This window comes from Pseudoflavitalea sp. G-6-1-2 (assembly GCF_012927185.1).
Lineage (GTDB): Bacteria > Bacteroidota > Bacteroidia > Chitinophagales > Chitinophagaceae > Pseudobacter.
On the sequence record NZ_JABBGB010000003.1, the window covers coordinates 924,014 to 945,220 of the forward strand.

General features: G+C 47.6%; 21 protein-coding genes. 11 read left to right on the forward strand and 10 right to left on the reverse strand.

Annotated features, from left to right (window positions below; all coding sequences use genetic code 11):
- Positions 1-5: 5 nt before the first annotated feature.
- From hisA to HHL16_RS21125, 7 genes are all read left to right on the forward strand, one after another.
- Complete coding sequence (gene hisA / locus HHL16_RS21095; protein ID WP_169427319.1) at positions 6-728, forward strand: 1-(5-phosphoribosyl)-5-[(5-phosphoribosylamino)methylideneamino]imidazole-4-carboxamide isomerase; 723 nt, start codon at positions 6-8, stop codon at positions 726-728.
- A 72-nt stretch (positions 729-800) separates the two neighbouring features.
- Positions 801-1,562 carry an imidazole glycerol phosphate synthase subunit HisF gene (gene hisF, locus HHL16_RS21100; protein WP_169427320.1) on the forward strand — a complete coding sequence of 254 codons (762 nt, stop codon included), beginning with the start codon at positions 801-803 and terminating at the stop codon, positions 1,560-1,562.
- A gap of 183 nt (positions 1,563-1,745) precedes the next feature.
- On the forward strand, positions 1,746-1,931 hold the full coding sequence (locus tag HHL16_RS21105) for a hypothetical protein (RefSeq protein WP_169427321.1): 186 nt from the start codon (positions 1,746-1,748) through the stop codon (positions 1,929-1,931).
- A gap of 10 nt (positions 1,932-1,941) precedes the next feature.
- A complete protein-coding gene (gene hisIE, locus HHL16_RS21110) occupies positions 1,942-2,538 on the forward strand; it encodes a bifunctional phosphoribosyl-AMP cyclohydrolase/phosphoribosyl-ATP diphosphatase HisIE (RefSeq protein WP_169427322.1) in 597 nt (198 codons plus the stop codon).
- Between the two features lie 3 nt (positions 2,539-2,541).
- Positions 2,542-3,630, forward strand: coding sequence for a TlpA disulfide reductase family protein (locus HHL16_RS21115; protein ID WP_169427323.1), 1,089 nt, complete (start codon positions 2,542-2,544; stop codon positions 3,628-3,630).
- 30 nt (positions 3,631-3,660) lie between these two features.
- Positions 3,661-4,551 (forward strand): SDR family oxidoreductase, encoded by an 891-nt coding sequence (locus tag HHL16_RS21120; RefSeq protein ID WP_169427324.1) that lies wholly within the window; start codon positions 3,661-3,663, stop codon positions 4,549-4,551.
- A gap of 115 nt (positions 4,552-4,666) precedes the next feature.
- Complete coding sequence (locus HHL16_RS21125; protein WP_169427325.1) at positions 4,667-5,377, forward strand: hypothetical protein; 711 nt, start codon at positions 4,667-4,669, stop codon at positions 5,375-5,377.
- Between the two features lie 3 nt (positions 5,378-5,380).
- Here HHL16_RS21125 and HHL16_RS21130 read toward each other — a convergent pair whose 3' ends face one another.
- Positions 5,381-6,328, reverse strand: coding sequence for an arginase (locus HHL16_RS21130; RefSeq protein WP_169427326.1), 948 nt, complete (start codon positions 6,326-6,328; stop codon positions 5,381-5,383).
- A 324-nt stretch (positions 6,329-6,652) separates the two neighbouring features.
- Here HHL16_RS21130 and HHL16_RS21135 point away from each other — a divergent pair, with 324 nt between their 5' ends.
- The 3 genes from HHL16_RS21135 to HHL16_RS21145 all read left to right on the forward strand — a co-directional run bounded on the left by HHL16_RS21135 (position 6,653) and on the right by HHL16_RS21145 (position 10,486).
- Positions 6,653-7,807: an acyl-CoA dehydrogenase gene (locus tag HHL16_RS21135; protein WP_169427327.1), complete on the forward strand. Its 1,155-nt coding sequence runs from the start codon at positions 6,653-6,655 to the stop codon at positions 7,805-7,807.
- Between the two features lie 85 nt (positions 7,808-7,892).
- A complete protein-coding gene (locus HHL16_RS21140) occupies positions 7,893-8,561 on the forward strand; it encodes a YggS family pyridoxal phosphate-dependent enzyme (RefSeq protein ID WP_169427328.1) in 669 nt (222 codons plus the stop codon).
- Positions 8,562-8,806: 245 nt separating this feature from the next.
- Positions 8,807-10,486, forward strand: coding sequence for a glutamine--tRNA ligase/YqeY domain fusion protein (locus HHL16_RS21145; RefSeq protein ID WP_169427329.1), 1,680 nt, complete (start codon positions 8,807-8,809; stop codon positions 10,484-10,486).
- 58 nt (positions 10,487-10,544) lie between these two features.
- Here HHL16_RS21145 and HHL16_RS21150 read toward each other — a convergent pair whose 3' ends face one another.
- The 7 genes from HHL16_RS21150 to HHL16_RS21180 form a co-directional block, all read right to left on the reverse strand.
- The gene (locus HHL16_RS21150) at positions 10,545-11,213 is read right to left on the reverse strand and encodes a hypothetical protein (RefSeq protein ID WP_169427330.1); all 669 of its coding nucleotides are present in this window, start codon (positions 11,211-11,213) and stop codon (positions 10,545-10,547) included.
- A gap of 15 nt (positions 11,214-11,228) precedes the next feature.
- Positions 11,229-11,915: a hypothetical protein gene (locus HHL16_RS21155; protein ID WP_169427331.1), complete on the reverse strand. Its 687-nt coding sequence runs from the start codon at positions 11,913-11,915 to the stop codon at positions 11,229-11,231.
- An 18-nt stretch (positions 11,916-11,933) separates the two neighbouring features.
- A complete protein-coding gene (locus HHL16_RS21160; protein WP_169427332.1) occupies positions 11,934-12,656 on the reverse strand; it encodes a hypothetical protein in 723 nt (240 codons plus the stop codon).
- A gap of 193 nt (positions 12,657-12,849) precedes the next feature.
- Positions 12,850-14,163, reverse strand: a complete 1,314-nt coding sequence (locus HHL16_RS21165; RefSeq protein WP_169427333.1) for an amidohydrolase — start codon at positions 14,161-14,163, stop codon at positions 12,850-12,852.
- A 42-nt stretch (positions 14,164-14,205) separates the two neighbouring features.
- Complete coding sequence (locus tag HHL16_RS21170; RefSeq protein ID WP_169427334.1) at positions 14,206-14,760, reverse strand: GNAT family N-acetyltransferase; 555 nt, start codon at positions 14,758-14,760, stop codon at positions 14,206-14,208.
- Between the two features lie 30 nt (positions 14,761-14,790).
- Complete coding sequence (locus tag HHL16_RS21175; RefSeq protein WP_169427335.1) at positions 14,791-16,347, reverse strand: methylmalonyl-CoA mutase family protein; 1,557 nt, start codon at positions 16,345-16,347, stop codon at positions 14,791-14,793.
- 20 nt (positions 16,348-16,367) lie between these two features.
- Positions 16,368-16,913: a hypothetical protein gene (locus tag HHL16_RS21180; RefSeq protein ID WP_169427336.1), complete on the reverse strand. Its 546-nt coding sequence runs from the start codon at positions 16,911-16,913 to the stop codon at positions 16,368-16,370.
- Between the two features lie 62 nt (positions 16,914-16,975).
- Between HHL16_RS21180 and HHL16_RS21185 the strand changes: the two genes are divergently transcribed.
- Positions 16,976-17,320 carry an iron-sulfur cluster assembly accessory protein gene (locus HHL16_RS21185; protein WP_169427337.1) on the forward strand — a complete coding sequence of 115 codons (345 nt, stop codon included), beginning with the start codon at positions 16,976-16,978 and terminating at the stop codon, positions 17,318-17,320.
- Between the two features lies 1 nt (position 17,321).
- Here HHL16_RS21185 and HHL16_RS21190 read toward each other — a convergent pair whose 3' ends face one another.
- Both HHL16_RS21190 and HHL16_RS21195 read right to left on the reverse strand, forming a co-directional pair.
- The gene (locus HHL16_RS21190; protein ID WP_169427338.1) at positions 17,322-18,032 is read right to left on the reverse strand and encodes a DNA alkylation repair protein; all 711 of its coding nucleotides are present in this window, start codon (positions 18,030-18,032) and stop codon (positions 17,322-17,324) included.
- A gap of 38 nt (positions 18,033-18,070) precedes the next feature.
- Complete coding sequence (locus HHL16_RS21195) at positions 18,071-21,205, reverse strand: CusA/CzcA family heavy metal efflux RND transporter (protein WP_169427339.1); 3,135 nt, start codon at positions 21,203-21,205, stop codon at positions 18,071-18,073.
- Between the last annotated feature and the right edge of the window lie 2 nt (positions 21,206-21,207).

Genomic DNA, 21,207 nt, shown 5'->3' on the forward strand with positions numbered 1-21,207 from the left:
GATACATGCAGATTATTCCGGCCATTGACATTATCGAGGGTAAATGCGTGAGGCTTACCCAGGGCGATTACCAGCAGAAGAAGATCTATAACGAACATCCGCTCGAAGTAGCGAAACAATTTGAAGATGCCGGCCTGCAACGCCTGCATCTCGTTGATCTCGACGGCGCAAAAGCCGGCACAGTAAAGAACTGGAAAGTGCTCGAATCCATTGCCGGGAAAACCAGACTGGTAGTGGATTTTGGAGGAGGCATAAAAAAACGGGAAGACGTTGATATCGTATTCAACTCCGGTGCGGCGCTGGCCACCATCGGCAGTCTCGCTGTGAAAGATGAAAGCACTTTTGTTCAGTGGCTCCAATCCTACGGAGCAGAAAAATTCCTGCTCGGAGCAGATGTGAAAGACGAAAAGATCGCAGTAGCCGGTTGGCTCGAAACCACCGATATCTGGATCTATGATTTCGTTCAGAAATACATCGAACATGGCATTCAGCAAGTGTTCTGTACCGATGTGAGTAAAGACGGATTATTGCAGGGGCCATCCACCGAACTGTACAAAAGCATTCTTACTAAATTCGATGGGCTGCACTTCATTGCCAGCGGCGGTGTAAGTTCAGTAGCCGATCTCGATGTTTTGCGCAATATCGGATGTGCCGGTGTAATCGTTGGGAAAGCCTTCTACGAAGGACGAATAACACTCGACGAACTGGTGCAATTCAACAGAGGCTAACACATAATAAAAATCTGCCGGTACAAGGTCTGATCAAACTCAGACCCTATACTGGTTTCATAAATTTCAGCAATGCTTTGTAAAAGAATCATTCCCTGTCTCGATATCAAAGACGGACGCACCGTGAAAGGCACCAACTTCGTTGATCTCCGCGACGCCGGTGATCCTGTTGAACTCGGCGCCCTCTATGCAAAGGAAGGTGCCGACGAACTGGTGTTCCTCGATATCACCGCTACCGTTGAAAAAAGAAAAACGCTTCGCGAGCTGGTGAATAAGATTTCGCATCATATCAATATTCCCTTCACTGTTGGTGGCGGCATCAGCAGTGTGGAAGATGTAAGTGCTTTGTTGCAGAACGGTGCCGATAAGATCTCCGTAAACACAGCTGCATTCAAAAATCCTGCACTGATCAACGAACTGAGTAAGGAGTTCGGAAGTCAGTGTGTGGTGCTGGCCATCGATACACGCAAAGAAGACGACGGAGAATGGTACGTTTACCTCAATGGAGGACGCGTAAAAACTGATATCCGGTGCATCGACTGGGCAAAGCAGGCCGTTGATCTCGGAGCCGGAGAAATTCTGCTCACCAGTATGAACCACGATGGAACCAAGGCCGGATTTGCCATCGATATCACTCGTGAACTGGCCACAACGCTGCCGGTTCCTGTGATTGCCAGTGGCGGCGGCGGTACCAAAGAGCATTTTGTAGAGGTGTTTGAAACCGGAAAAGCAGATGCAGCGCTGGCTGCAAGCATTTTCCACTTCAAGGAGATATCCATTCCGGAATTAAAAGGATATTTGCAGGAGAGGAAGATACATATCAGACCAGTTTAATGTATTTGTCATGCGTTTTCTTGCTCATATTGTTGAGATTATTGTGGCGTATTACAACGCCAGACCAGGTGCCTTACAACTGAGAGGCAGAGCTAAAAGGCATGCAAAGTGGGAAAAGAAAATTTCGAAATTGAAAACTGAGTCCGAAAAAGAAAAGTACCGGCACAGCAAAAATAACAGCGCATGAAGTTCCCTATTTTTATTCCACTGCTGGCAATCGCAATAACGATGTTTGTTTATTTCAAGAACAAGCAGTCAGATAAAAGCCGACATCGTCGTGAACGCTTTCAGGAAAAACAGGAAGAACTGCTCGAAACGTTGAGAAAACAAAAAGAAAAAAAAGATCAACAAAAGGATAGTCAATCGTAAACAGCAAACCATGAAAATCGATTTCTCCAAATATGCCGATGGCCTCGTTCCTGCCATCATTCAGGATTTCACCACCCACAAAGTACTGATGCTTGGTTTCATGAATCAGGAGGCAGTAGACAAAACCATGGCCGAAGGAAAAGTAACTTTCTTCAGCCGCAGCAAACAGCGACTCTGGACCAAAGGCGAAGAGAGTGGTCATTTTCTGCTGGTAAAAGAAGTGCTGAACGATTGCGACAACGATACCCTTCTCATCAAAGCCAATCCGCTGGGCCCAACCTGCCATACAGGTGCGGATACCTGCTGGGCAGAAAAAAATCATTCCGAAGAATTCCTTTATTATCTTCAGGATATCATCAATCTCCGCAAACAAAGCACCGATGCAAAGTCGTACGTGCGCGATCTTTTTGGCCGGGGAATCAATAAGATAGCTCAAAAAGTAGGGGAGGAAGCCGTGGAGCTGGTGATCGAGGCAAAGGACAATAACGAGGAGCTTTTTCTCAACGAAGCTGCCGATCTGCTCTTCCATTATTTGATTTTACTTAACGCAAAAGGACATAAATTGCAAGATGTGGTTGATATACTAAAATCAAGGCACTCAAAGTAAATTATGAAACTATTTTTCTCCCTGTTACTGATCGTTCCGGCAACCGTGTTTGCCCAGCAGAAAGGATTTGTGATCAACGGATCGATAGCCGGGTTGCAGGATGGATCGCTGGTTACCATCAGCGACGCCAACAATCCAACGGATACCCTCGCCAAAGCCATTGTTTCTAAAAATCAGTTTATACTCAAAGGCTCACTGAAAGAGCCGAATGTGCACTATGTAAATTTTCATGGCCCGAAAAAGAAAACTGTTCTTTTTATCGGCAATGAGAATGTAACCATCAAAGGCGATACGGCCGATGTTACCAAACTCGATGTAAAAGGTTCGCCGATCCAAAACGATTACGAAGCTTTTGCTCATCAGTTCAATCCGATGTTCGAGCAGCTTACCTTGCTCACGCAAAGAATCAACAGCAAGCAGGATATTCAACCCGGAGACACACTGCTGGTGCAGCATCAGGCCCTCATCGATAAACTGATCAGCAATATCGAGTCTTTCGTAACATCGCACAATACATCACCGGTATCTCCATTTTTGCTGGTGATTACATCGCAGCTCGATCAGGATATCGCCACTACAGAAAAAAGATTCGCCCTGCTGAAGCCCGCTGCGCAGGAAACCTTCTACGGTAAAATGATCAAAGACAGAATTGAAAAAAGCAAAATAGGACTGGTTGGATCACAGGCGCTCGACTTCACGCAGCCGGATGTTGATGGAAAGCAGGTTTCATTGTCCTCTTTCCGCGGAAAATATGTGCTGGTAGATTTCTGGGCAAGCTGGTGCAAACCCTGCCGCATGGAAAATCCCAATGTGGTGGCTAACTACAACCAGTTCAAATCGAAGAACTTTACTGTACTGGGTGTATCGCTCGATCGCGAGAAAGCCGACTGGCTCGAAGCCATCAAGGCCGATAACCTCAGCTGGACGCATGTGAGCGATCTTCAGTTCTGGAAGAATGCAGTTGCTGTGCAATACGGCATCGAAGGCATTCCTGCAAACATTCTGGTAGATCCGCAGGGCAAGATCGTAGGGAAGAATCTTCGTGGAGAAGAACTCACGGCCAAACTCACAGAATTACTCGGAAGCAAATAAGCGGCATACATTCAGCAGAAGAAACCACACATGAAAATATTGATCACCGGAGCAAATGGATTGCTGGGACAGCACCTCGTGAACGAGTTGCTGCAACAGCAGTTTCAGGTGGTGGCCACCGGCAAAGGCCCGTGCCGCCTGCCTTTTGAGCCATCGGAAAAATTCAGCTATCGCAGTCTCGATATCACAGACGAACTGGAGATAGAGAAAGTGCTCAGCGAAGAACGTGCAGACGTTATTGTTCATTCCGCTGCCATGACGCAGGTGGATGAATGCGAGAAAAATCCTGAGCTCTGCGAAAAGATCAATGTTTACGGCACCACACAACTGCTGGTGGATGCCGAGAATTACAGCAAATACATCATCTATCTTTCCACCGACTTCGTTTTCGATGGATTGTTTTCTCCCTATCGCGAAGACGATGATCTTCGTCCTGTGAACTTCTACGGGTTTACCAAAATGCAGGCGGAAGCCATCATGCATACCAGTGAAATTCCATGGGCCATCGTTCGCACCTGTCTGGTGTATGGCAATCCATTGGAAGGCACGCGCACCAATATCGTGAGCTGGGTAAGAGAAAGCCTGCAGGAAGGAGAGCCCATCAAAGTGGTATCCGATCAGCAACGCACACCTACGTATGTGGAAGATCTTGCCAAAGGCATTGTACTGATGATTCAGAAACAGGCCACCGGCATTTATCATATCTCCGGCAAAGACCTGCTTACGCCTTACGAAATGGCCATGCGCACTGCCGACTATTTCAGTCTCGATAAAAGCCTCATTACAGAAGTAACTTCCGAAACATTTACGCAGCCTGCAAAACGCCCTGCCCGTACCGGTTTCGATATCAGCAAAGCCGTTAAGGAGTTGGGTTACAGCCCTTCGTCTTTTGAAGATGGATTGAAGCAGATGTCTCAGTAATTATTCTCCAGAAAGGTATTCTGCAGCATCCCGCCACTTAATGGACGGTTCATTGTCAAAGCCTGTGAAATGCCACAGAAATTGACTAATTTACTATAGTCACATACCTTTTCACATGAGAAAAATCTACCTTCTGCTGCTTTGCAGCATGCTTTCTGTGTCGCCATTGTTCGCACAGATCAATAATCAATCTTCCGCACTTCCGCTGGGTACTGTTAGTTTTGTACTCGAAGATCGCACTATCAATGACCGGCTGCATCCGGATATCGTAGGCTCCGCCCTGCTTACAGACGACTGGTCGCAGGGTGCTGTTACCATGATCAACGGACAACATTTCTACAATGTGAATCTTCTCTTCAATATTTACGACAACATTCTCTATTTCCGCAGAGGCGAGAAAGAAATGTGTGAGTTCACTATACCTGTGAGGGAATTTGTGTTTCGTTACCTGAAAGGAAATGATTCCACCAGAGTGCTGTACAGAAGCGGGTTTCCGGCAACAGGAAAGAACACGGAGAATACTTTCTACGAAGTGCTGGCAGACGGCAAATTCATTCTGCTGAATTTCCACTACAAGAACCTGGTGAAAGTAAAAGGCGATTACGTTCGCAAAGATGCCTACAACAAATTCGAAGACAGGAGCCAGCTGTATCTCTACGATGCAAAGCAGGGCAAGCTCATCCGCCTCGATGCCATCGAAGATCTCAAAACGGCAGTAGGAGCCCCGGCCGATGCTGCTGCGCAGGCACTCGGCAAAACAAAAATCAAACTAAAGAATGAAGATGATGTAGCAGCGCTGGTGGCTGCCATCAACAAACAGCTGTAGTCGTCAGTTCATCATCAGCACATTCACACTGCGTTGCAGAATGTTGAATGCAATCTCACTCATGAGGTTTTCCTTATCGAGCGTGGGATTCACTTCCGTGATCTCGAAGCAGCAGATCTTGCGGTTTTGCATAAACTTGCTGATAAGATCTTCGGCTTCGCGCTCGCGGAGACCATTGCTCACGGGAGTTCCTGTTCCTTTGGAGATCGACGAATCGAGACTGTCCACATCGAAGCTGATGTAAATATCGGTGCAGTCGGAGAGATAGCGGATAACGCTTCTTACCACATTCTCCGGGCCTTTGCGGCGAACCTCGTTGGTGGAGATCACCTTCATGCCATATTTATCGATGAGGTATTTTTCTTCTTTCTCGAAGTCGCGAAGTGAAATGAATACCACATCTTCGGGCAATACTTTGGGTGCGATCTTGCCGAGATTTTTCAGGCCATTCCATTGCTTTTTGGTCTCTTCGTCCAGTTCATGAACGGCCATGTCCTCATTGTCTTCATTGATGGAAAGCGCCAGCGGCATGCCGTGCATATTGCCGGAGGGAGTGGTGTAGGGAGTATGCAGATCTGAATGTGCATCGATCCAGATAACGCCCAGCCTCGCTTTCGGCTTGGCCATTCTGATGCCTGCGATGGTAGCCCCGGCCATGCTGTGATCGCCACTGAGCACCACAGGAAAGAAATTATTCTTGATGGTATCGTGCACAGCCTTGCTCACGCGCTCGTACATGGTAGCTATACCCTTGATGCGTTTGGCGTAAGGAGATTCGATAGGCTCGTGCAGTATCTTATTTTCGTTGGGAACTTTTTCTGATGGAAAATGAATGAAGAAGTTACTCATGAAATCCAGCGCTGCAATCTTGATGGCATCGATTCCGAGGCTTGCTCCTCGTGTTCCGGCGCCAATTTCGGACGGTACTTCTATCAGCTTGATATTTTTCATATATAAACGTTGGTAACACAATCAGGTTTACTGAAATGAAAGCAGAAGGTCGGGAAGAAAGTAATGGATGGAACGCTAGCCCGGAATGTAGTAGTTCACCGGCAGCACCTGCTGGGCGAATGGCATAATCAATATGGGTTTCCGTGTGCGGGTCGACATAACAACAGCGTTACGGCCTAAAGATAGCAAGTCTTCATCAAAAGAAAAACGAACAATTGTTAGCAGGTTAGCGCATCTCCATTATATTTGTGTTCCGTCCAAAACCAACCATTCACAGAAAATCAATCTTTTTCACTGTAGGACGGCCAAAAAACAAGCGTCAATATGCAATTTCAATTATCAGAAGAACACCTCATGATCCGTCAGGCTGCGCGCGATTTTGCCCAGCAGGAATGCTTACCCGGCGTTATTGAAAGGGACGAACAGCAGAAATTTCCCTATGACCAGGTTTACAAACTTGCAGAACTGGGCTTTATGGGAATGATGGTTGACCCCAAATACGGTGGTTCCGGAATGGACACCATCAGCTATGTACTCGCCATGGAAGAGATCAGCAAGATCGACGCCAGCGTAAGCGTTTGCATGAGCGTGAATAACAGTCTGGTTTCATGGGGCCTCGAAGCTTTTGGTAACGAAGAGCAGAAACAAAAATACCTCACACCACTCGCACAGGGAAGAAAAGATGGCAAGCTCTATATCGGCGCTTTTCTGCTGAGTGAGCCGGAAGCGGGCAGCGACGCCACTTCGCAACGTACCACTGCTGAAGACAAAGGCGATCATTACCTGCTCAACGGAACCAAGAACTGGATCACAAATGGTTCTTCTGCATCTGTATACCTCGTAATGGCACAAACAGATGTTGCCAAAGGAAGCAAGGGCATCAACTGTTTCATCGTAGAAAAGAACTGGCCCGGCGTAGTAGTGGCGGCTAAAGAAAATAAACTCGGTATCCGCGGAAGCGATACGCATACTATCATGTTCAACGATGTGAAAGTTCCGAAAGAGAACCGTATCGGAGAAGATGGATTCGGATTCACATTCGCCATGAAAACATTGAGCGGAGGCCGCATCGGCATTGCCTCTCAGGCACTCGGTATCGCCAGCGGCGCTTACGAGCTGAGCGTAAAATATGCCAAAGAAAGAAAGGCATTCGGCAAAGAGATCATGCATCACCAGGCCATCCAGTTCAAACTGGCAGATATGGCAACACGCATCGAAGCAGCGCGTCTGCTCTGTCTGCGAGCAGCATGGGATAAAGACCAGCATCAGGATTATGCGCTGAGCTCTTCCATGGCCAAAGTATTCTCCAGCGAAACAGCGATGTGGACAACGGTTGAAGCCGTTCAGATCCACGGAGGATACGGATACGTAAAAGAATATCACGTAGAACGCCTCATGCGCGATGCCAAGATCACACAGATCTATGAAGGTACTTCCGAAGTACAGCGCATCGTAATCGGCAGATCTATTCTCAAATAAGTTTTATTTGAAAAGAAGAAAAGGCCTTCTCCGCAGGGAGAGGGCTTTTTTCTTTTCAGTAGCTTTGCCCCTTCAATTTTCTATTATGGCTGTGAATATTGCTGCATACAATCAGATACTGGCAGAGCTTCAACCCCAGGGCGTAACACTGGTGGCGGTTTCCAAAACCAAACCGGTGGAAGACATTCAGGCTTTGTACGATCTCGGTCAGCGCGATTTCGGTGAGAACTACGTACAGGAGCTCACAGAAAAACAGCCTCAGCTGCCGGCAGATATCCGCTGGCATTTTATCGGCCACCTGCAATCGAACAAAGTGAAATATATCGCTCCGTATGTGTTTATGATCCACGGAGTAGACAGCGCCAAACTGCTGAAGGAGATCGATAAGCAGGCGGCGAAACTGGGCAGGGTGATACCGGTACTGCTGCAGGTGTTCATCGCACGCGAAGAAACCAAGTTCGGGCTCGATGCTGCTGAACTCGAAGCCATCCTCACCGGTGATGAAACCGCCGGGTTGCGGAATATCCGCATCGAAGGGCTGATGGGCATGGCCTCTTTCACAGACAATACCAATAATATCCGCGAAGAATTCCGTTCGCTCAAAGCCCTGCACAGCAGGTGGAGTGGGCATCGCACCCACAATATTGAACTGAAAACACTGAGTTTCGGCATGAGCAGCGACTATGCCATTGCCATCGGAGAAGGAAGCAATCTGGTACGCATCGGAAGCCTGCTTTTCGGCGCACGTGGCTGATAATCATCGTGGAATTGAAGCCATTCAACCCGTAATCGGGGCCAAACGTCGAATAAGTTATGGATGATGGCCGTTGCGCAGTAGTTTTACTCCTGTAATTAAATAGTGTTTTTCATAGGTTATTGATTAATGGTAAGGAGCTGTTTCTACAGCTCTTTTTGCTTTTGGTACATCACCTCCTTCCGCTTGGTCAGCCAGCTTTTAAATAGTAAATTCGCAGCATACGAATTAAAACGCGCAGCTCAATGACAGAGACACTAAAAGAAGCAGAAAAGAGTCGCAATTTTTTGGAGGAGATCGTTGAAGAGGACCTGAAATCGGGGAAGTACCAATCCATCACCACACGTTTTCCGCCGGAACCCAACGGCTATCTTCACATCGGCCATGCAAAAAGCATTTGCCTCAATTTCGGTCTCGCCCTCAAATATGGCGGTAAGACCAACTTACGTTTCGACGATACCAATCCTGTTACAGAGGATACTGAATATGTAGACAGCATCAAGTCTGATGTCCAATGGCTCGGTTTCCAATGGGCTAAAGAACTGTATGCGTCTGATTATTTCGATCAGCTCTATGCATTTGCTGTAGACCTGATCAAAAAAGGATTTGCCTATGTAGACGACTCAACGCCAGATGAGATCGCTGCACAGAAAGGCACGCCTACAGAACCAGGCATACGCAACAAATATTCCGAACGCACCGTCGAAGAGAACCTGCAGTTGTTCGAAGAAATGAAGGCAGGAAAATATAAGGATGGAGAGAAAGTGCTTCGCGCGAAGATCGATATGGGATCTCCGAACATGCACTTCCGCGATCCGATCATGTATCGCATCAAGCACGCGCATCACCATAGGACCGGTGATAAATGGTGCATCTATCCGATGTATGACTTCGCTCACGGACAAAGCGATTCCATCGAACAGATCACACATAGCATCTGTACGTTGGAATTTATTCCGCATCGTCCGCTGTACGAATGGTTCATCGAAAAGCTCGATATCTTCCCATCGCATCAATATGAGTTTGCACGTCTCAACCTCACGTACAACGTGATGAGCAAACGCAAACTCAAACTGCTGGTGGCAGACAAGCACGTAACAGGTTGGGATGATCCCCGCATGATCACCATCGCCGGTCTCCGCCGCAGAGGATACACGCCGGAATCCATCCGCGAGCTCTGCGACAGAGTAGGTGTAGTGAAACGCGATAGCCTCATCGAAATGAGCCTGCTGGAATTCTGCATCCGCGAGCACCTGAACAAAATTGCACTTCGCCGCATGGTGGTGTTCGATCCGCTGAAAGTGGTGATCACCAACTATCCCGAAGGGCAATCGGAAATGCTGCACAGCGAAGACAATCCGGAAGATCCGAATGCAGGCAACCGCGAAATTCCTTTCAGCCGCGAACTCTTCATCGAGAAAGAAGATTTCATGGAGGTGGCTCCGAAGAAATTCTTCCGTCTCGCACCCGGACAAATGGTGCGTCTGAAAAGCGCGTATATCATCAAGTGCGACGAAGTGATCAAAGATGCTGCCGGCAATATCACCGAGCTGCATTGTTCATACATCCCTGAAAGCAAGAGCGGTGCGGATACCTCCGGTATCAACGTAAAAGGAACCCTGCACTGGGTAAGCGCTCCAACGGCTATCAGTTGCGAACTGCGTTTATACGATCGCCTGTTTCAGGTAGAGGATATGCTTGCAGATGATAAGCCATTTACGGAAAGCATCAATCCGAATTCGCTGGTAATAGTGAGCAATGCGTATGCAGAACCAGCGCTGAAGACAGCGAAATTCGATGATCGCTATCAGTTCCTGCGCAAAGGATATTTCTGCCTGGATAAAGATACCAGCGAAGAGAAGCTGGTTTTCAACAGAACAGTTACATTGAAAGATGGCTGGGCGAAAGAGCAGAAAAAAGGATAATAATGTAAGTTGAATTGATTACAATAAAGGAGCCGCTTCGTTTTTCGGAGCGGCTTTCTTATTTGAATTGCTCAGGATCATAATAGCTTGTGGGTCGAAGAGAATTCCTTCCGCCGGACCGCACAAAAAAAATAACTAGAATCAGGACAAGAATGAACATAATAAAAATCAAAAAGGAAGCAGAAATAAAATGCCCCAGCAGAGGAATGAAAATAAACAATGGGGCGATCAGCCACCAGTAAAGGTTATTTTGCTTCCAGCTATTTCCGCGCATTTGAACAATTTGAAATGGGCCGGGTAGTTCATCTGCTGAAGGCCAGATTTCCTTAGGAGGAATTGCACTGAATACCTTCTGATATTTGTTGATCGTATCTGCATAATATTCATCAAGCCAATAGTAGCCTTCATCATCATTGTATCCGCTGTATTTTATCAGTGGTTTTTTAAACAGAAGTACCTGGGTACATAACTCTTTCCAACCAAGTGGATAAAAGCCCTCATAGGTTTCCCATGCCAGCTCAACATCAGGAGGAGGAACCAGCATAGACTCCTTTTCAATTGTTATCAGAAAAAGAAAACGTTTGAATTCTTCGATTACTTCAGCAGTGTATTCTTTTGTCCAGTTTTCCTGATTTGCTAATCTGTCGGAAAATCTTTCGATCAGATTGGGTGCATCGAATGGGAATGCATTCAGTTGGTTCCAGATATGAGCTGTTTCGTTGTTCATGGGATCAGGTTGTATTTATTCAGGATCGCAATAACCGGTTGTATTCACAACACGCCATCCTTTGGTATGGCGTTCTCCATAGAAATGAATCGATGCCAGCAGCGCAATCAATATCACAACGGTGAAAGCAGAGAATGCGCTAAGGCTGAAAAATAAAAGAACCAGTAACGGGGCTTTCAACCAGAGTGAATTGAATCTGATTTTTCCTTCCTTGAAAGGATTGGGAAACTCTACTTCCTGCGTATAACTTCTTCTTACATCGGTCCAGATTTGCGGTGGCGGCTCGGAAAGGAATGCTTCGTAATATCTCGATCCGGTAAATTCATAGTACTCAACAATCTTCCTGTAATACCAGGATGAGGTGGAATTGCTGTTTCCAAGGAGGCCAGCCAATTCTTTTGATTCTCTTTTCAGGTTTCTGTTCAGTATGGTTCTGCAGATTTCTTCATATGCCAGAGGGTAATAGTTCTGATGGATAACCCACGCGTAATCTACATCCGGAGGCGGAACCAGATAACTGTTCCGATCAAAAACAGTGAGGAAAAGAAATCGTTTGTATTCGATGATCACTTGAGTGGTAAATTCTTTTGTCCAGCCTTTGGAGTTTGCCAATCTATCGGGGAAGGTTTCTATAAGGTTGGGTGCATCGAATGGATAGTCGGTTAGTTTGTTCCAGACGATAATATCCTCGTAATTCTTCATGTCTGCATTCGTTAGGGTTTAATCTCCGCCGCCACATCCGGAACATCCGCTGCTGCAACCTCCGTCGCCACTGCAACCGGAGCATCCATGTGCGGAGTTGCATCCAGAGCCACATCCTCCGATGCTTCCAGACCTGCCGTTGCCGGTTTTACTGGAGATAACCAATGCAAGGAAGATTCCACCGATCATTATTTCACCGTGCTTTGAAAGCAATGCAATAATCAGAAAAATAAACAGTACCAGTATTGGTAAATGCCATATTTTTTTTCGGATGATCCAGTGATCGGCAGCGGTTATGTGCGGGGAATTGCTGCTGCTGAATCTGGCTTCCGATGCCGGCCAGATATTTTCCGGAGGTTCTGTTTCGAATGTGGTTCTGTAAAGCGATAGTGTAAACTCGTAGAAGCTGAAGAATTTCTCTGTTTCCGATTGGCCGCCTTCTGTGGGATTGTGGTGTATTTTCTTTCCCAGCAGGTTTTCGCAGAGATCGTTCCAGTAAGACTTTGTGTAAGATAAGTGAAGATGCCAGGCCTGATCAACATCGTGGGAGGGGGTGCAGGCGAGGTCCTGAATGGCGCAGAGGAAAATGAACTTTTTGTACTCGTGAACTACTTCGGCAGCGTACTGCTCAGACCAGCTGTTTTCTCTCGCCAGTCTTTGTGTGAACGTGAATTGCACATCGGGCGGATCAATGGAAAAGATTTCGAGCTTTTTCCAGAGAGGGTTTGTCTCAATTTTCATAAAGAACTCTTTTACAAAAATAGCTCGCCAATATTACCGGAAGGTTATGTTAATGGTTTCAGTCCATCCACGCATGCTGTCTGCTGTGCGCGGATTTCCCAACCTTATCAGGCTGGTCAGTATCATGAACAGAAGAAAACCGATTATCAGAAAAGGAAGGAAAACAGGATGGATGCCTTTCTTCAATTGAAAATTACTTTTTAGCTGCTTTCAGTTTTGCATAATCAAACACCAGCTGGCAGAATGTTTTCACGCCGAGATCGAGCTGGCTATCATCGATAAAGAAATCAGGTGTATGATGTGGAGGGGCTTTCGATTTATCCGATCCTTTGGGCATGCCTCCGATGTAAAAGAAAAATGCAGGCGCTTTGGTTCCGTAGAACGAAAAATCCTCTGCACCGGTAACCCATTCTCTTTCTTTCACGTTATCCTTTCCGGCAGCGGATTCCAGCGAGTTGGTCATAAGCTTCACCAGTGCAGGATCATTGAAAGTGACCAGTGTTTTTGTATCGATATTTACCGTGGCCGATGCTCCGTAATCAGCGGCAATGCCGGTAGCCATTTTGCGGATGCGTTCGTGGGTTTCCTGTTGCATCTTGCTGTCGAGTGTTCGGATAGTGCCTTCGAGTACTGCTTCTTCGGGCATGATATTCGGGCGCACGCCACTGTTGAATTTCCCTACAGTGATTACCACCGGCGCTTTGGTGAGCTCGCTCTGACGGCTCACGATAGTTTGCAATCCGTTGATGATGGCAGTTGCCGCAACGATCGGATCAACTCCTTTCCATGGCTGCGAACCATGCGATTGTTTGCCTTTGATATGTATGGTGAACCAGTCTGAGGATGCCATGAAGGCGCCGGGCTTGTATTCCAGTTTACCCACTTCTATGTCCGACTGAATATGCATTCCGAAAACAGCGTCCACTTTGGGATTGTCCATTACGCCTTCTTTCACCATCAAAGGAGCGCCGCCTTCCTCATCTCCGGGAGGGCCTTCTTCGGCAGGCTGAAAGATAAACTTCACGGTGCCCGGCACTTCACTTTTGATCGATGCCAGCAACTGCGCTGTGCCCAGCAGCATCGACACATGGCTGTCGTGGCCACATGCGTGCATCACCGGAACATTTTGTCCGAGATAGTCTGCTGTTACCGTCGATTTGAAAGGAATATCTACCCGTTCTTTTACAGGCAATGCATCCATGTCGGCGCGCAATGCCACAACAGGACCGGGTTTGCCGCCTTTCAGTATCGCCACAACACCGGTTTTGGCAATGCCGGTTTGTACTTCAAGTCCGAATGATTTGAGGAGAGCGGCAACGTATTCGCCTGTTTTCACTTCGCGGTTGCTCAACTCAGGATGTTCATGGATGTATCGTCTCCATTCTATCAGTTTGGGACGCAGTGCTTCTGCTTTGGATGGGAGACTGGCAGGGATTGTCTGTGCATCGGCCGTATTATTGATAGCAGCCATACACAGCAGGGTAGAGGCGATAAGGATCTTCTGCATGAACGTTGGGATTTGGTACGCTGAATGTACTCAAAATTTTCGTCAGCTCCAATCCCAGGCAACTACTGCCCATTCATCGAGTTCATCCAGATGGGTATGAATTATTTTGAAACCAACCCGCTCATGCGCGCGCATCGAACGGAGGTTGCGTGTAGCAATCTCGGTAACGATGCAGTCGAAACTTGCACCATATGTAATTTTGTGCTGCTGATAGAGTTTATCGAAGACGCCTTGCCCGCGATAGGCTTCTGCTACACAAATTTGCCCCATTACATAGAACTTACTGTCACGCAACGATTTTCCCTTCCAGCTTACTTCGTCGAGCAGCGCAAACATAGGTTCGAGATCGGACATGAGGTAGCGGCATTCGCGGGTTTGTGTGAGCGCATAGCCAGCCATGATATCGCCGTCTTTTGCGATGATGCTGGGACTGGCTTCATGAAGTTTCTGAAGATCGGAGAGTGAATGTGATAAGCTCACAAACCCTTGCGACTGGCTGGTTTCAGCCGAAATGTTGTAACGCAGATTTTGTTGCTGCAATTGCAGTATTTGCTCCAGTTCTTTTTCGGAGGAAACGGTTGTGGTGATGATGGCCATACCTAAATTTACCGGAATTTTTCGGGATCCTTAGCCTTTGTATTCTCCGAATACCTCGCGCAGCGTATCTGCAATCTCTCCCAGCGTACAGAGATTTTCAACTGCTTCAACAACAGCAGGCATGATGTTCTCACCGTTCACAGCTCTGTCCTGCAACAACTGCAGCATCTGATCGCAACGGGCGGGGTCGCGACGATTGCGAAGGCTGGCCAGCTTTTCAGACTGGAGTTGTCTGATGCTGTCATCTATCTTGAACAGCGGAATGCTGTCTGTTTCTTTCACCTGAAATTTGTTCACGCCCACAATGATCTTCTCTCCGGTTTCGATCTCACGCTGGTAATTGTAGGCGCTTCGCGCGATCTCATCCTGAATAAATCCTGCTTCAATAGCGCTTACACTTCCTCCCATGGCATCGATGCTGTGGATGAGTTTCCATGCCTGTGCTTCCACTTCGTTGGTGAGGGCTTCCACGTAGTAAGATCCTGCAAGCGGATCAACCGTATCAGCTACGCCGCTTTCGAATGCTACGATCTGCTGTGTGCGAAGTGCTATGCGTGCTGCTTCTTCCGTAGGGAGACTCAGCGCTTCATCATATCCGTTGGTGTGTAAAGATTGAGTTCCGCCCAAAACAGCAGACATGGTCTGCACTGTTACACGTGCGATATTGTTAAGCGGCTGTTGCGCTGTGAGCGTGCTTCCTCCGGTCTGTGTGTGGAAACGAAGCATCTGTGCTTTGGGATCGGTAGCGCCCAGCTCTTTCATGATGCTTGCCCACATGCGGCGGGCAGCACGGAATTTGGCTACTTCTTCAAACATATTGTTATGTGCGTTGAAGAAGAAGGAAAGCCTTTTGCCAAATACATTGATGTCCAAACCCTTTTCCAGTGCGGCTTTCACGTATGCGCGCCCATTGCTGAGTGTGAAGGCGATCTCCTGAACGGCAGTGCTTCCTGCCTCACGGATATGATAGCCCGATATGGAAATGGTGTTCCATTTCGGCACTGTTGTACTGCACCACTCGAATATATCGGTGATGATGCGCATGCTCGGTTTGGGTGGATAGATATAAGTTCCGCGTGCGGCGTATTCTTTGAGGATATCGTTCTGGATGGTGCCTGAGATCTTTTTCAGATCGGCGCCCTGTTGTTTGGCCAGTGCTGTATAGAATGCCAGAAGAATGAAACCGGTGGCGTTGATGGTCATGGAAGTGGAAACATCTTCGAGTTTGATGCCTTTGAAAAGTGTTTGCATGTCTTCGAGACTGTCGATGGCAACGCCTACTTTTCCTACTTCGCCTTCGGCCAGCGGATGATCACTGTCGTACCCGATCTGGGTAGGAAGATCGAATGCCACACTCAATCCCATTACGCCCTGTGAAAGCAGATAGTGGTATCGTTTATTGCTCTCTTCGGCCGTGCTGAAACCTGCGTATTGACGCATGGTCCAGAGTTTACCGCGATACATATCGGGCTGAACGCCTCTGGTGAAAGGGAATTCACCGGGCTTTTCGCTCATAGGTACCGGATCGGTATAGAGTTGATTGATCTCGATTCCGCTATCTGTAAACACTTTCTTTTCTTCTGACATGGCAAGCTTTGTTTGTTCTTCTATTTCATCAGCTTCTTGGCTTCGAAGCTGAGTACATCCGACACTACGGTGTGCAGGGTGGCTTTGGGGTTCTGCATCAGCATTTCGAGCAGTGCGCGGCTCAGATCCTGGCCGGAGGCTTCTGCAGGCAGGAAGCTGGCTACCTGGTTTATGATAAGGATGTTCTGATCTTTCAGATTGCGCACAGCATCCCACGATTCTGCGCTCACATAAATCTGCTGGGTTACGTTGTGCTCAAATTCCTGTTTAACATGCTGGGTAAGCACCATCTGCATATCCCTGGCGCTGAGGCCGGGCTGGTTCACCCTGTTGATCAGGTTCGGGAGGGCAATGCGGTCTGTGAGCAGAATAAGGCGCTCATAGGCCTGCAACTGAAGCCCCTGCACGTTGGCTGATTTCTTGTCGTCTGTATCCTGTCCGGCCTGTTTGCGGGCCAGCAGCTCCTTCATATCTTTTCTCTGTTTCCAGAAAACAAAGGCCAATGAGCCGCCAAGAACAAAGGCAATAACCAGCGCGATCAATAATTCGTTTGTCGATAATGACATTCAGGGTTGTTTTTAGGTGCAACAAATGTAATAAAATAACGGGTAGTCGTATTTTTGTATTTATGGAAACGAAAAATGTATCTCCCGTGTTGTTCACTGCCGGTGCTATTGCTGAGATTAAGAGGCTGATGGCAGAGCCTGGATTCGATCAGAGCATGTTGCTGCGCGTTGGGGTGAAAGGCGGTGGCTGCTCCGGATTCAGTTATTTGCTGGGCTTCGATCAGAAACTCGAAGGGGACGCGGAATATGAATATGAAGGATTGAAGTTTATCATGAATCCCTCGCATGGGTTGTATTTGACGGGTATGCAGATCGACTGGACGGATGGATTGAATGCGAGAGGGTTTTCGTTTGATAATCCGAATGCGAGCAAGAGTTGCGGATGTGGTAGTTCGTTTGGAGTGTAACTCAACACTTCACAGTCTTTTTCTTCTTCCCAATCACACCTTTCTCTTTCACCTTCAGAATGTAATCCGGTGAAAAAGGAACTTTGCATGCTGTACCATTCATATCCACACTGATCACGCCAATCATGCGCCCCAGCTGAATCGATTCTGCAGTTAAAGCAGCTACATAACTTCCGGCTGCAATAATAAATCCATTCATCGTATACTTAACACGGTTAGGAGCTGTCTGAATTTCATCTTTCACACGATCCATCAATCGACGGATGTTTTCTATATCCAGCTCAGCATCCGGCCGGAGTGAAAGAATGCCAGATAAAGTATTCCATCCCGCAGCAGCCACCAGTTCTTTTTTGGAGTCGATCCATTTGAGTGCAATTGCCCAGCCTTTAGGATTTTCTGCGGTTACCCATGGCACGGTGTATTCGCTGAGAGAAGGGGAGTTGGCATTGTTCACCCAATGCTGCAGTTCTTTTTCAGTCATCTTTGCTCCATTGGCCATGAGCCCTGCAAGGTACATGGCATCTGCATTGCCCGAATTGTACAGCTCCATGGCAATGGACTGTGTGTCTTCTTTGATTTCTTTCTGTACTTTTTTGAGGTCTTCCACTTTAACACCAAAGAGCGGTTCTTTGGCCCCGTGCTTCATCAGTATCTTTTTGATCTGGTCGCTGCCGAGTGTTTCGAGTTTTGAAAGTACTTGTTCCGCCGTCATGGTATGCAATTCTGTTATCCTAAATGTAGGGTGTTTTCCTAATTCACCAATCCGGTTTTTGTAAGCAGTTTTCTGTTTTTTCTGTTGTGGATGATGCGGAATACCAGCGAATAGATCACGGGAAGAATCAGCAGGGTAAGAATGGTGGCGGTTACCAGTCCTCCGATCACTACAATGGCCAGTGGTTTCTGCGTTTCGGATCCGATGCCCGAAGAGACGGCTGCGGGCAGCAGTCCGATCATGGCCATGAGGGCTGTCATCACCACAGGTCGCACGCGCGAGAGCACTCCCTGCCTGATCGCATCCTCGAGGTGCAAGCCTTCTTCGAGATTTTTTCTGAATACGGAGATCAGTATCACGCCATTCTGGATACATACACCAAACAGCGCAATGAATCCGATGCCTGCGGAGATGCTGAAATTGAAACCGGTGATATGCAAAGCGAGTATCCCTCCGATCAGTGCAAACGGTACATTGAGAATGGTGAGCACGGCATCTTTCGCATTGCCGAATGTGATGAAGAGTATGAGAAAGATGGCCAGCAAACAAATGGGTACCACATGCGAAAGTGTTTTGCTGGCGCGTTGCTGATTTTCAAATTCTCCGTTCCAGGTCATTTTGTAGCCCGATGCCAGATGTACGCCGGCATTCACTTTTTGCTGTGCTTCTGCGATGGTGCTGCCGAGATCGCGTTCACGCACGGAGAACTTCACGGCGATGTACCGCATGTTGTTGTCGCGGAAAATAAAAGCAGGTCCGGTTAAAGTTTGTATCGAAGCGATTTCTTTCAGCGGCACTTTGGCCCCGTCGTTCGAGGGGACCATCAGGTTTTCGATGGCTTCCTGTGTGGCCCGGTATTCTTTCTGATAGCGAATACGTACATCGAATTTTCGTTCGCCTTCGTAGAGTTGTGTTGCGGCTTTACCTCCGATAGCCATCTCGATCACTGCATTGGCATCGGCGGTGTTAACGCCGTAGAAAGCCATCTTGCGCTGATCGAGTTCGATGCGGAATTCCGGTTGACCGAGATTGCGCAATACACCGAGGTCTTCGATGCCACGAACTGTTTTGAGAATGTTCAGTACGCTGTCGGCCTTGTCGTCGAGCACCTGAAAATCTGAACCGAAAATCTTTACTGCAAGTGCAGCATTCACGCCTGCAACGGCTTCTTCCACATTGTCGCGGATCGGCTGGGAATAGTTGTAAATGATGCCGGGAAGTTTGCGCAGCTGCTGATCCATGGCATCGATCAGTTTGTCTTCACTGAGGCCTTTGGTCCAGTATTTTTTCGGTTTCAGATCTACCTGTATCTGCACGTTGAAGAATCCTTTTGGATCGGTACCATCGTTGGTTCTGCCAACCTGCGATAAAGTTTGTTTCACTTCAGGGAACTTAGCCAGAATATCGATCATTTTGTTGGAGATATTGTTGGCTTCTGAAAGTGAAACACTCATGGGCAATTCTGCTTCCACCCAGAGTGCGCCTTCATTCAGTTCGGGTAAAAATTCTGTTCCGAGGAATCTGGAAGAGAAGAAAGTAAGTGCCATGATCAGCAATGCCACAAGCACACTTTTTTTCTGATTGCTGTACACGATGTTGAACAGCCTGCCAACACCACGTTCAAAGAACCGCACTATAGGATTATGTTTCTCTCTCACATTCTTTCGCAGTAAGATGCTGCTGAGTGCAGGCACCAGCGTGAGGGTAAGTATCAATGCGCCCAGCAGTGCAAAGCCCAGCGTGTAAGCCAGAGGTGAGAACATCTTTCCTTCCACTTTCTGAAATGCGAATATGGGAATGAGACAAGTGATGATAATGAGCTTGGAAAAGAAAATGGCCTTACCCATTTCAGTCCCCTTGTTCTTGAAGAGCCCCAGTTTGGCGAGGCGATTGAATTTCTCCATGCCTACTTCTCTGGCTTTGTGATCGAGCGCTACGAATAACCCTTCCACCATCACCACCGCTCCATCGATGATAATGCCGAAGTCTACAGCGCCCATGGAGAGCAGGTTTGCGCTCATGCCTTTTATGCGCATGCATATGAAGGCGAACAATAGCGAAAGTGGAATGATGATGCTTACGATCACTGTAGTGCGCCAGTCGGCCATGAACAGAAAAACGATCACCGTAACCAGAAAGATGCCTTCGATGAGATTATGGATCACGGTTTCCTGTGCGTAATCCATCAGATTGGTGCGGTCGTAGAAAGTGCTGATCTTAACATCATCGGGAAGGATGGAGTTGTTGAGCTCATTCACTTTTTCCCGAACACGATCCAGCACTTCGCCGGGGTTCTCGCCTTTGCGCATAACGATGATACCTTCAATCACATCTTCCTGCTGATCCCGCGCAACCTGCCCCAGCCGTGGCTTTCCGGCTTCCACTACGGTAGCCACATTCTTCACCAGCAAGGGAACGCCGTTGACTTTATTGATGATGATGTTCTCGATATCCGCAATATCATTCAGCACACCAATGCCCCGAACAACGTAGGATTGGCCGTTTCTTTCGATCACATCTCCGCCTACATTGATATTGCTTTTCTGAATGGCCGAATATACATCCAGCGAAGTGAGATTGTATTTGATCAGCAATTCAGGATTCACACTTACTTCAAAGATCTTTTCTTCACCTCCGAAACTGTTTACGTCTGCAATGCCGGGAACGGATTTGAACTGCCTGTCGAGCACCCAGTTCTGAATGGTGGTGAGATCGCGGATGCTGCGTGTATTGCTTTTGAGTGTGTAGCGGAAGATCTCGCCGGTGGGGCCATAGGGTGGTTGTACGTCGGGCTTTACGCCATCGGGAAGGTCTGCTCCTCCGAGCCGGCTGAGCACCTGCTGGCGGGCGAATGCATCGTCTACATCATCGTCGAATATGATGCGTACGTAACAAAGTCCGAATGCGGAAGTAGTGCGCAGATTCGATTTCTTCTGCACCGAATTCAGTACCGTTTCTATGGGGATGGTTACAAATTTCTCCACTTCTTCTGCGCTTCTTCCCGGCCATTGTGCAATGATGATGATCTGTGTATTGGTAACATCCGGGAAAGTTTCGATGGGTGTTTCTTTGTAGCTCCAGATGCCGAGGGCTACCAGTACCGCCGTCATAAAAAAAACAAAATAGCGGTGGCGGAGTGAGAAGTATATGATTCGTTTGATAAACTTGTTCATGG

Excerpts from the sequence above, each read along its gene's own strand:
- HHL16_RS21155 (WP_169427331.1), bottom strand. The coding sequence starts at position 11,915 with ATGAAGAATTACGAGGATATTATCGTCTGGAACAAACTAACCGACTAT.
- hisA (WP_169427319.1), top strand. The coding sequence starts at position 6 with ATGCAGATTATTCCGGCCATTGACATTATCGAGGGTAAATGCGTGAGG.
- HHL16_RS21145 (WP_169427329.1), top strand. The coding sequence starts at position 8,807 with ATGACAGAGACACTAAAAGAAGCAGAAAAGAGTCGCAATTTTTTGGAG.
- HHL16_RS21180 (WP_169427336.1), bottom strand. The coding sequence starts at position 16,913 with ATGTCATTATCGACAAACGAATTATTGATCGCGCTGGTTATTGCCTTT.
- HHL16_RS21130 (WP_169427326.1), bottom strand. The coding sequence starts at position 6,328 with ATGAAAAATATCAAGCTGATAGAAGTACCGTCCGAAATTGGCGCCGGA.
- HHL16_RS21175 (WP_169427335.1), bottom strand. The coding sequence starts at position 16,347 with ATGTCAGAAGAAAAGAAAGTGTTTACAGATAGCGGAATCGAGATCAAT.
- HHL16_RS21160 (WP_169427332.1), bottom strand. The coding sequence starts at position 12,656 with ATGAAAATTGAGACAAACCCTCTCTGGAAAAAGCTCGAAATCTTTTCC.
- HHL16_RS21185 (WP_169427337.1), top strand. The coding sequence starts at position 16,976 with ATGGAAACGAAAAATGTATCTCCCGTGTTGTTCACTGCCGGTGCTATT.
- hisIE (WP_169427322.1), top strand. The coding sequence starts at position 1,942 with ATGAAAATCGATTTCTCCAAATATGCCGATGGCCTCGTTCCTGCCATC.
- HHL16_RS21150 (WP_169427330.1), bottom strand. The coding sequence starts at position 11,213 with ATGAACAACGAAACAGCTCATATCTGGAACCAACTGAATGCATTCCCA.
- HHL16_RS21140 (WP_169427328.1), top strand. The coding sequence starts at position 7,893 with ATGGCTGTGAATATTGCTGCATACAATCAGATACTGGCAGAGCTTCAA.
- HHL16_RS21170 (WP_169427334.1), bottom strand. The coding sequence starts at position 14,760 with ATGGCCATCATCACCACAACCGTTTCCTCCGAAAAAGAACTGGAGCAA.
- HHL16_RS21195 (WP_169427339.1), bottom strand. The coding sequence starts at position 21,205 with ATGAACAAGTTTATCAAACGAATCATATACTTCTCACTCCGCCACCGC.
- HHL16_RS21105 (WP_169427321.1), top strand. The coding sequence starts at position 1,746 with ATGAAGTTCCCTATTTTTATTCCACTGCTGGCAATCGCAATAACGATG.
- HHL16_RS21135 (WP_169427327.1), top strand. The coding sequence starts at position 6,653 with ATGCAATTTCAATTATCAGAAGAACACCTCATGATCCGTCAGGCTGCG.
- HHL16_RS21115 (WP_169427323.1), top strand. The coding sequence starts at position 2,542 with ATGAAACTATTTTTCTCCCTGTTACTGATCGTTCCGGCAACCGTGTTT.
- HHL16_RS21190 (WP_169427338.1), bottom strand. The coding sequence starts at position 18,032 with ATGACGGCGGAACAAGTACTTTCAAAACTCGAAACACTCGGCAGCGAC.
- HHL16_RS21120 (WP_169427324.1), top strand. The coding sequence starts at position 3,661 with ATGAAAATATTGATCACCGGAGCAAATGGATTGCTGGGACAGCACCTC.
- HHL16_RS21165 (WP_169427333.1), bottom strand. The coding sequence starts at position 14,163 with ATGCAGAAGATCCTTATCGCCTCTACCCTGCTGTGTATGGCTGCTATC.
- hisF (WP_169427320.1), top strand. The coding sequence starts at position 801 with ATGCTTTGTAAAAGAATCATTCCCTGTCTCGATATCAAAGACGGACGC.
- HHL16_RS21125 (WP_169427325.1), top strand. The coding sequence starts at position 4,667 with ATGAGAAAAATCTACCTTCTGCTGCTTTGCAGCATGCTTTCTGTGTCG.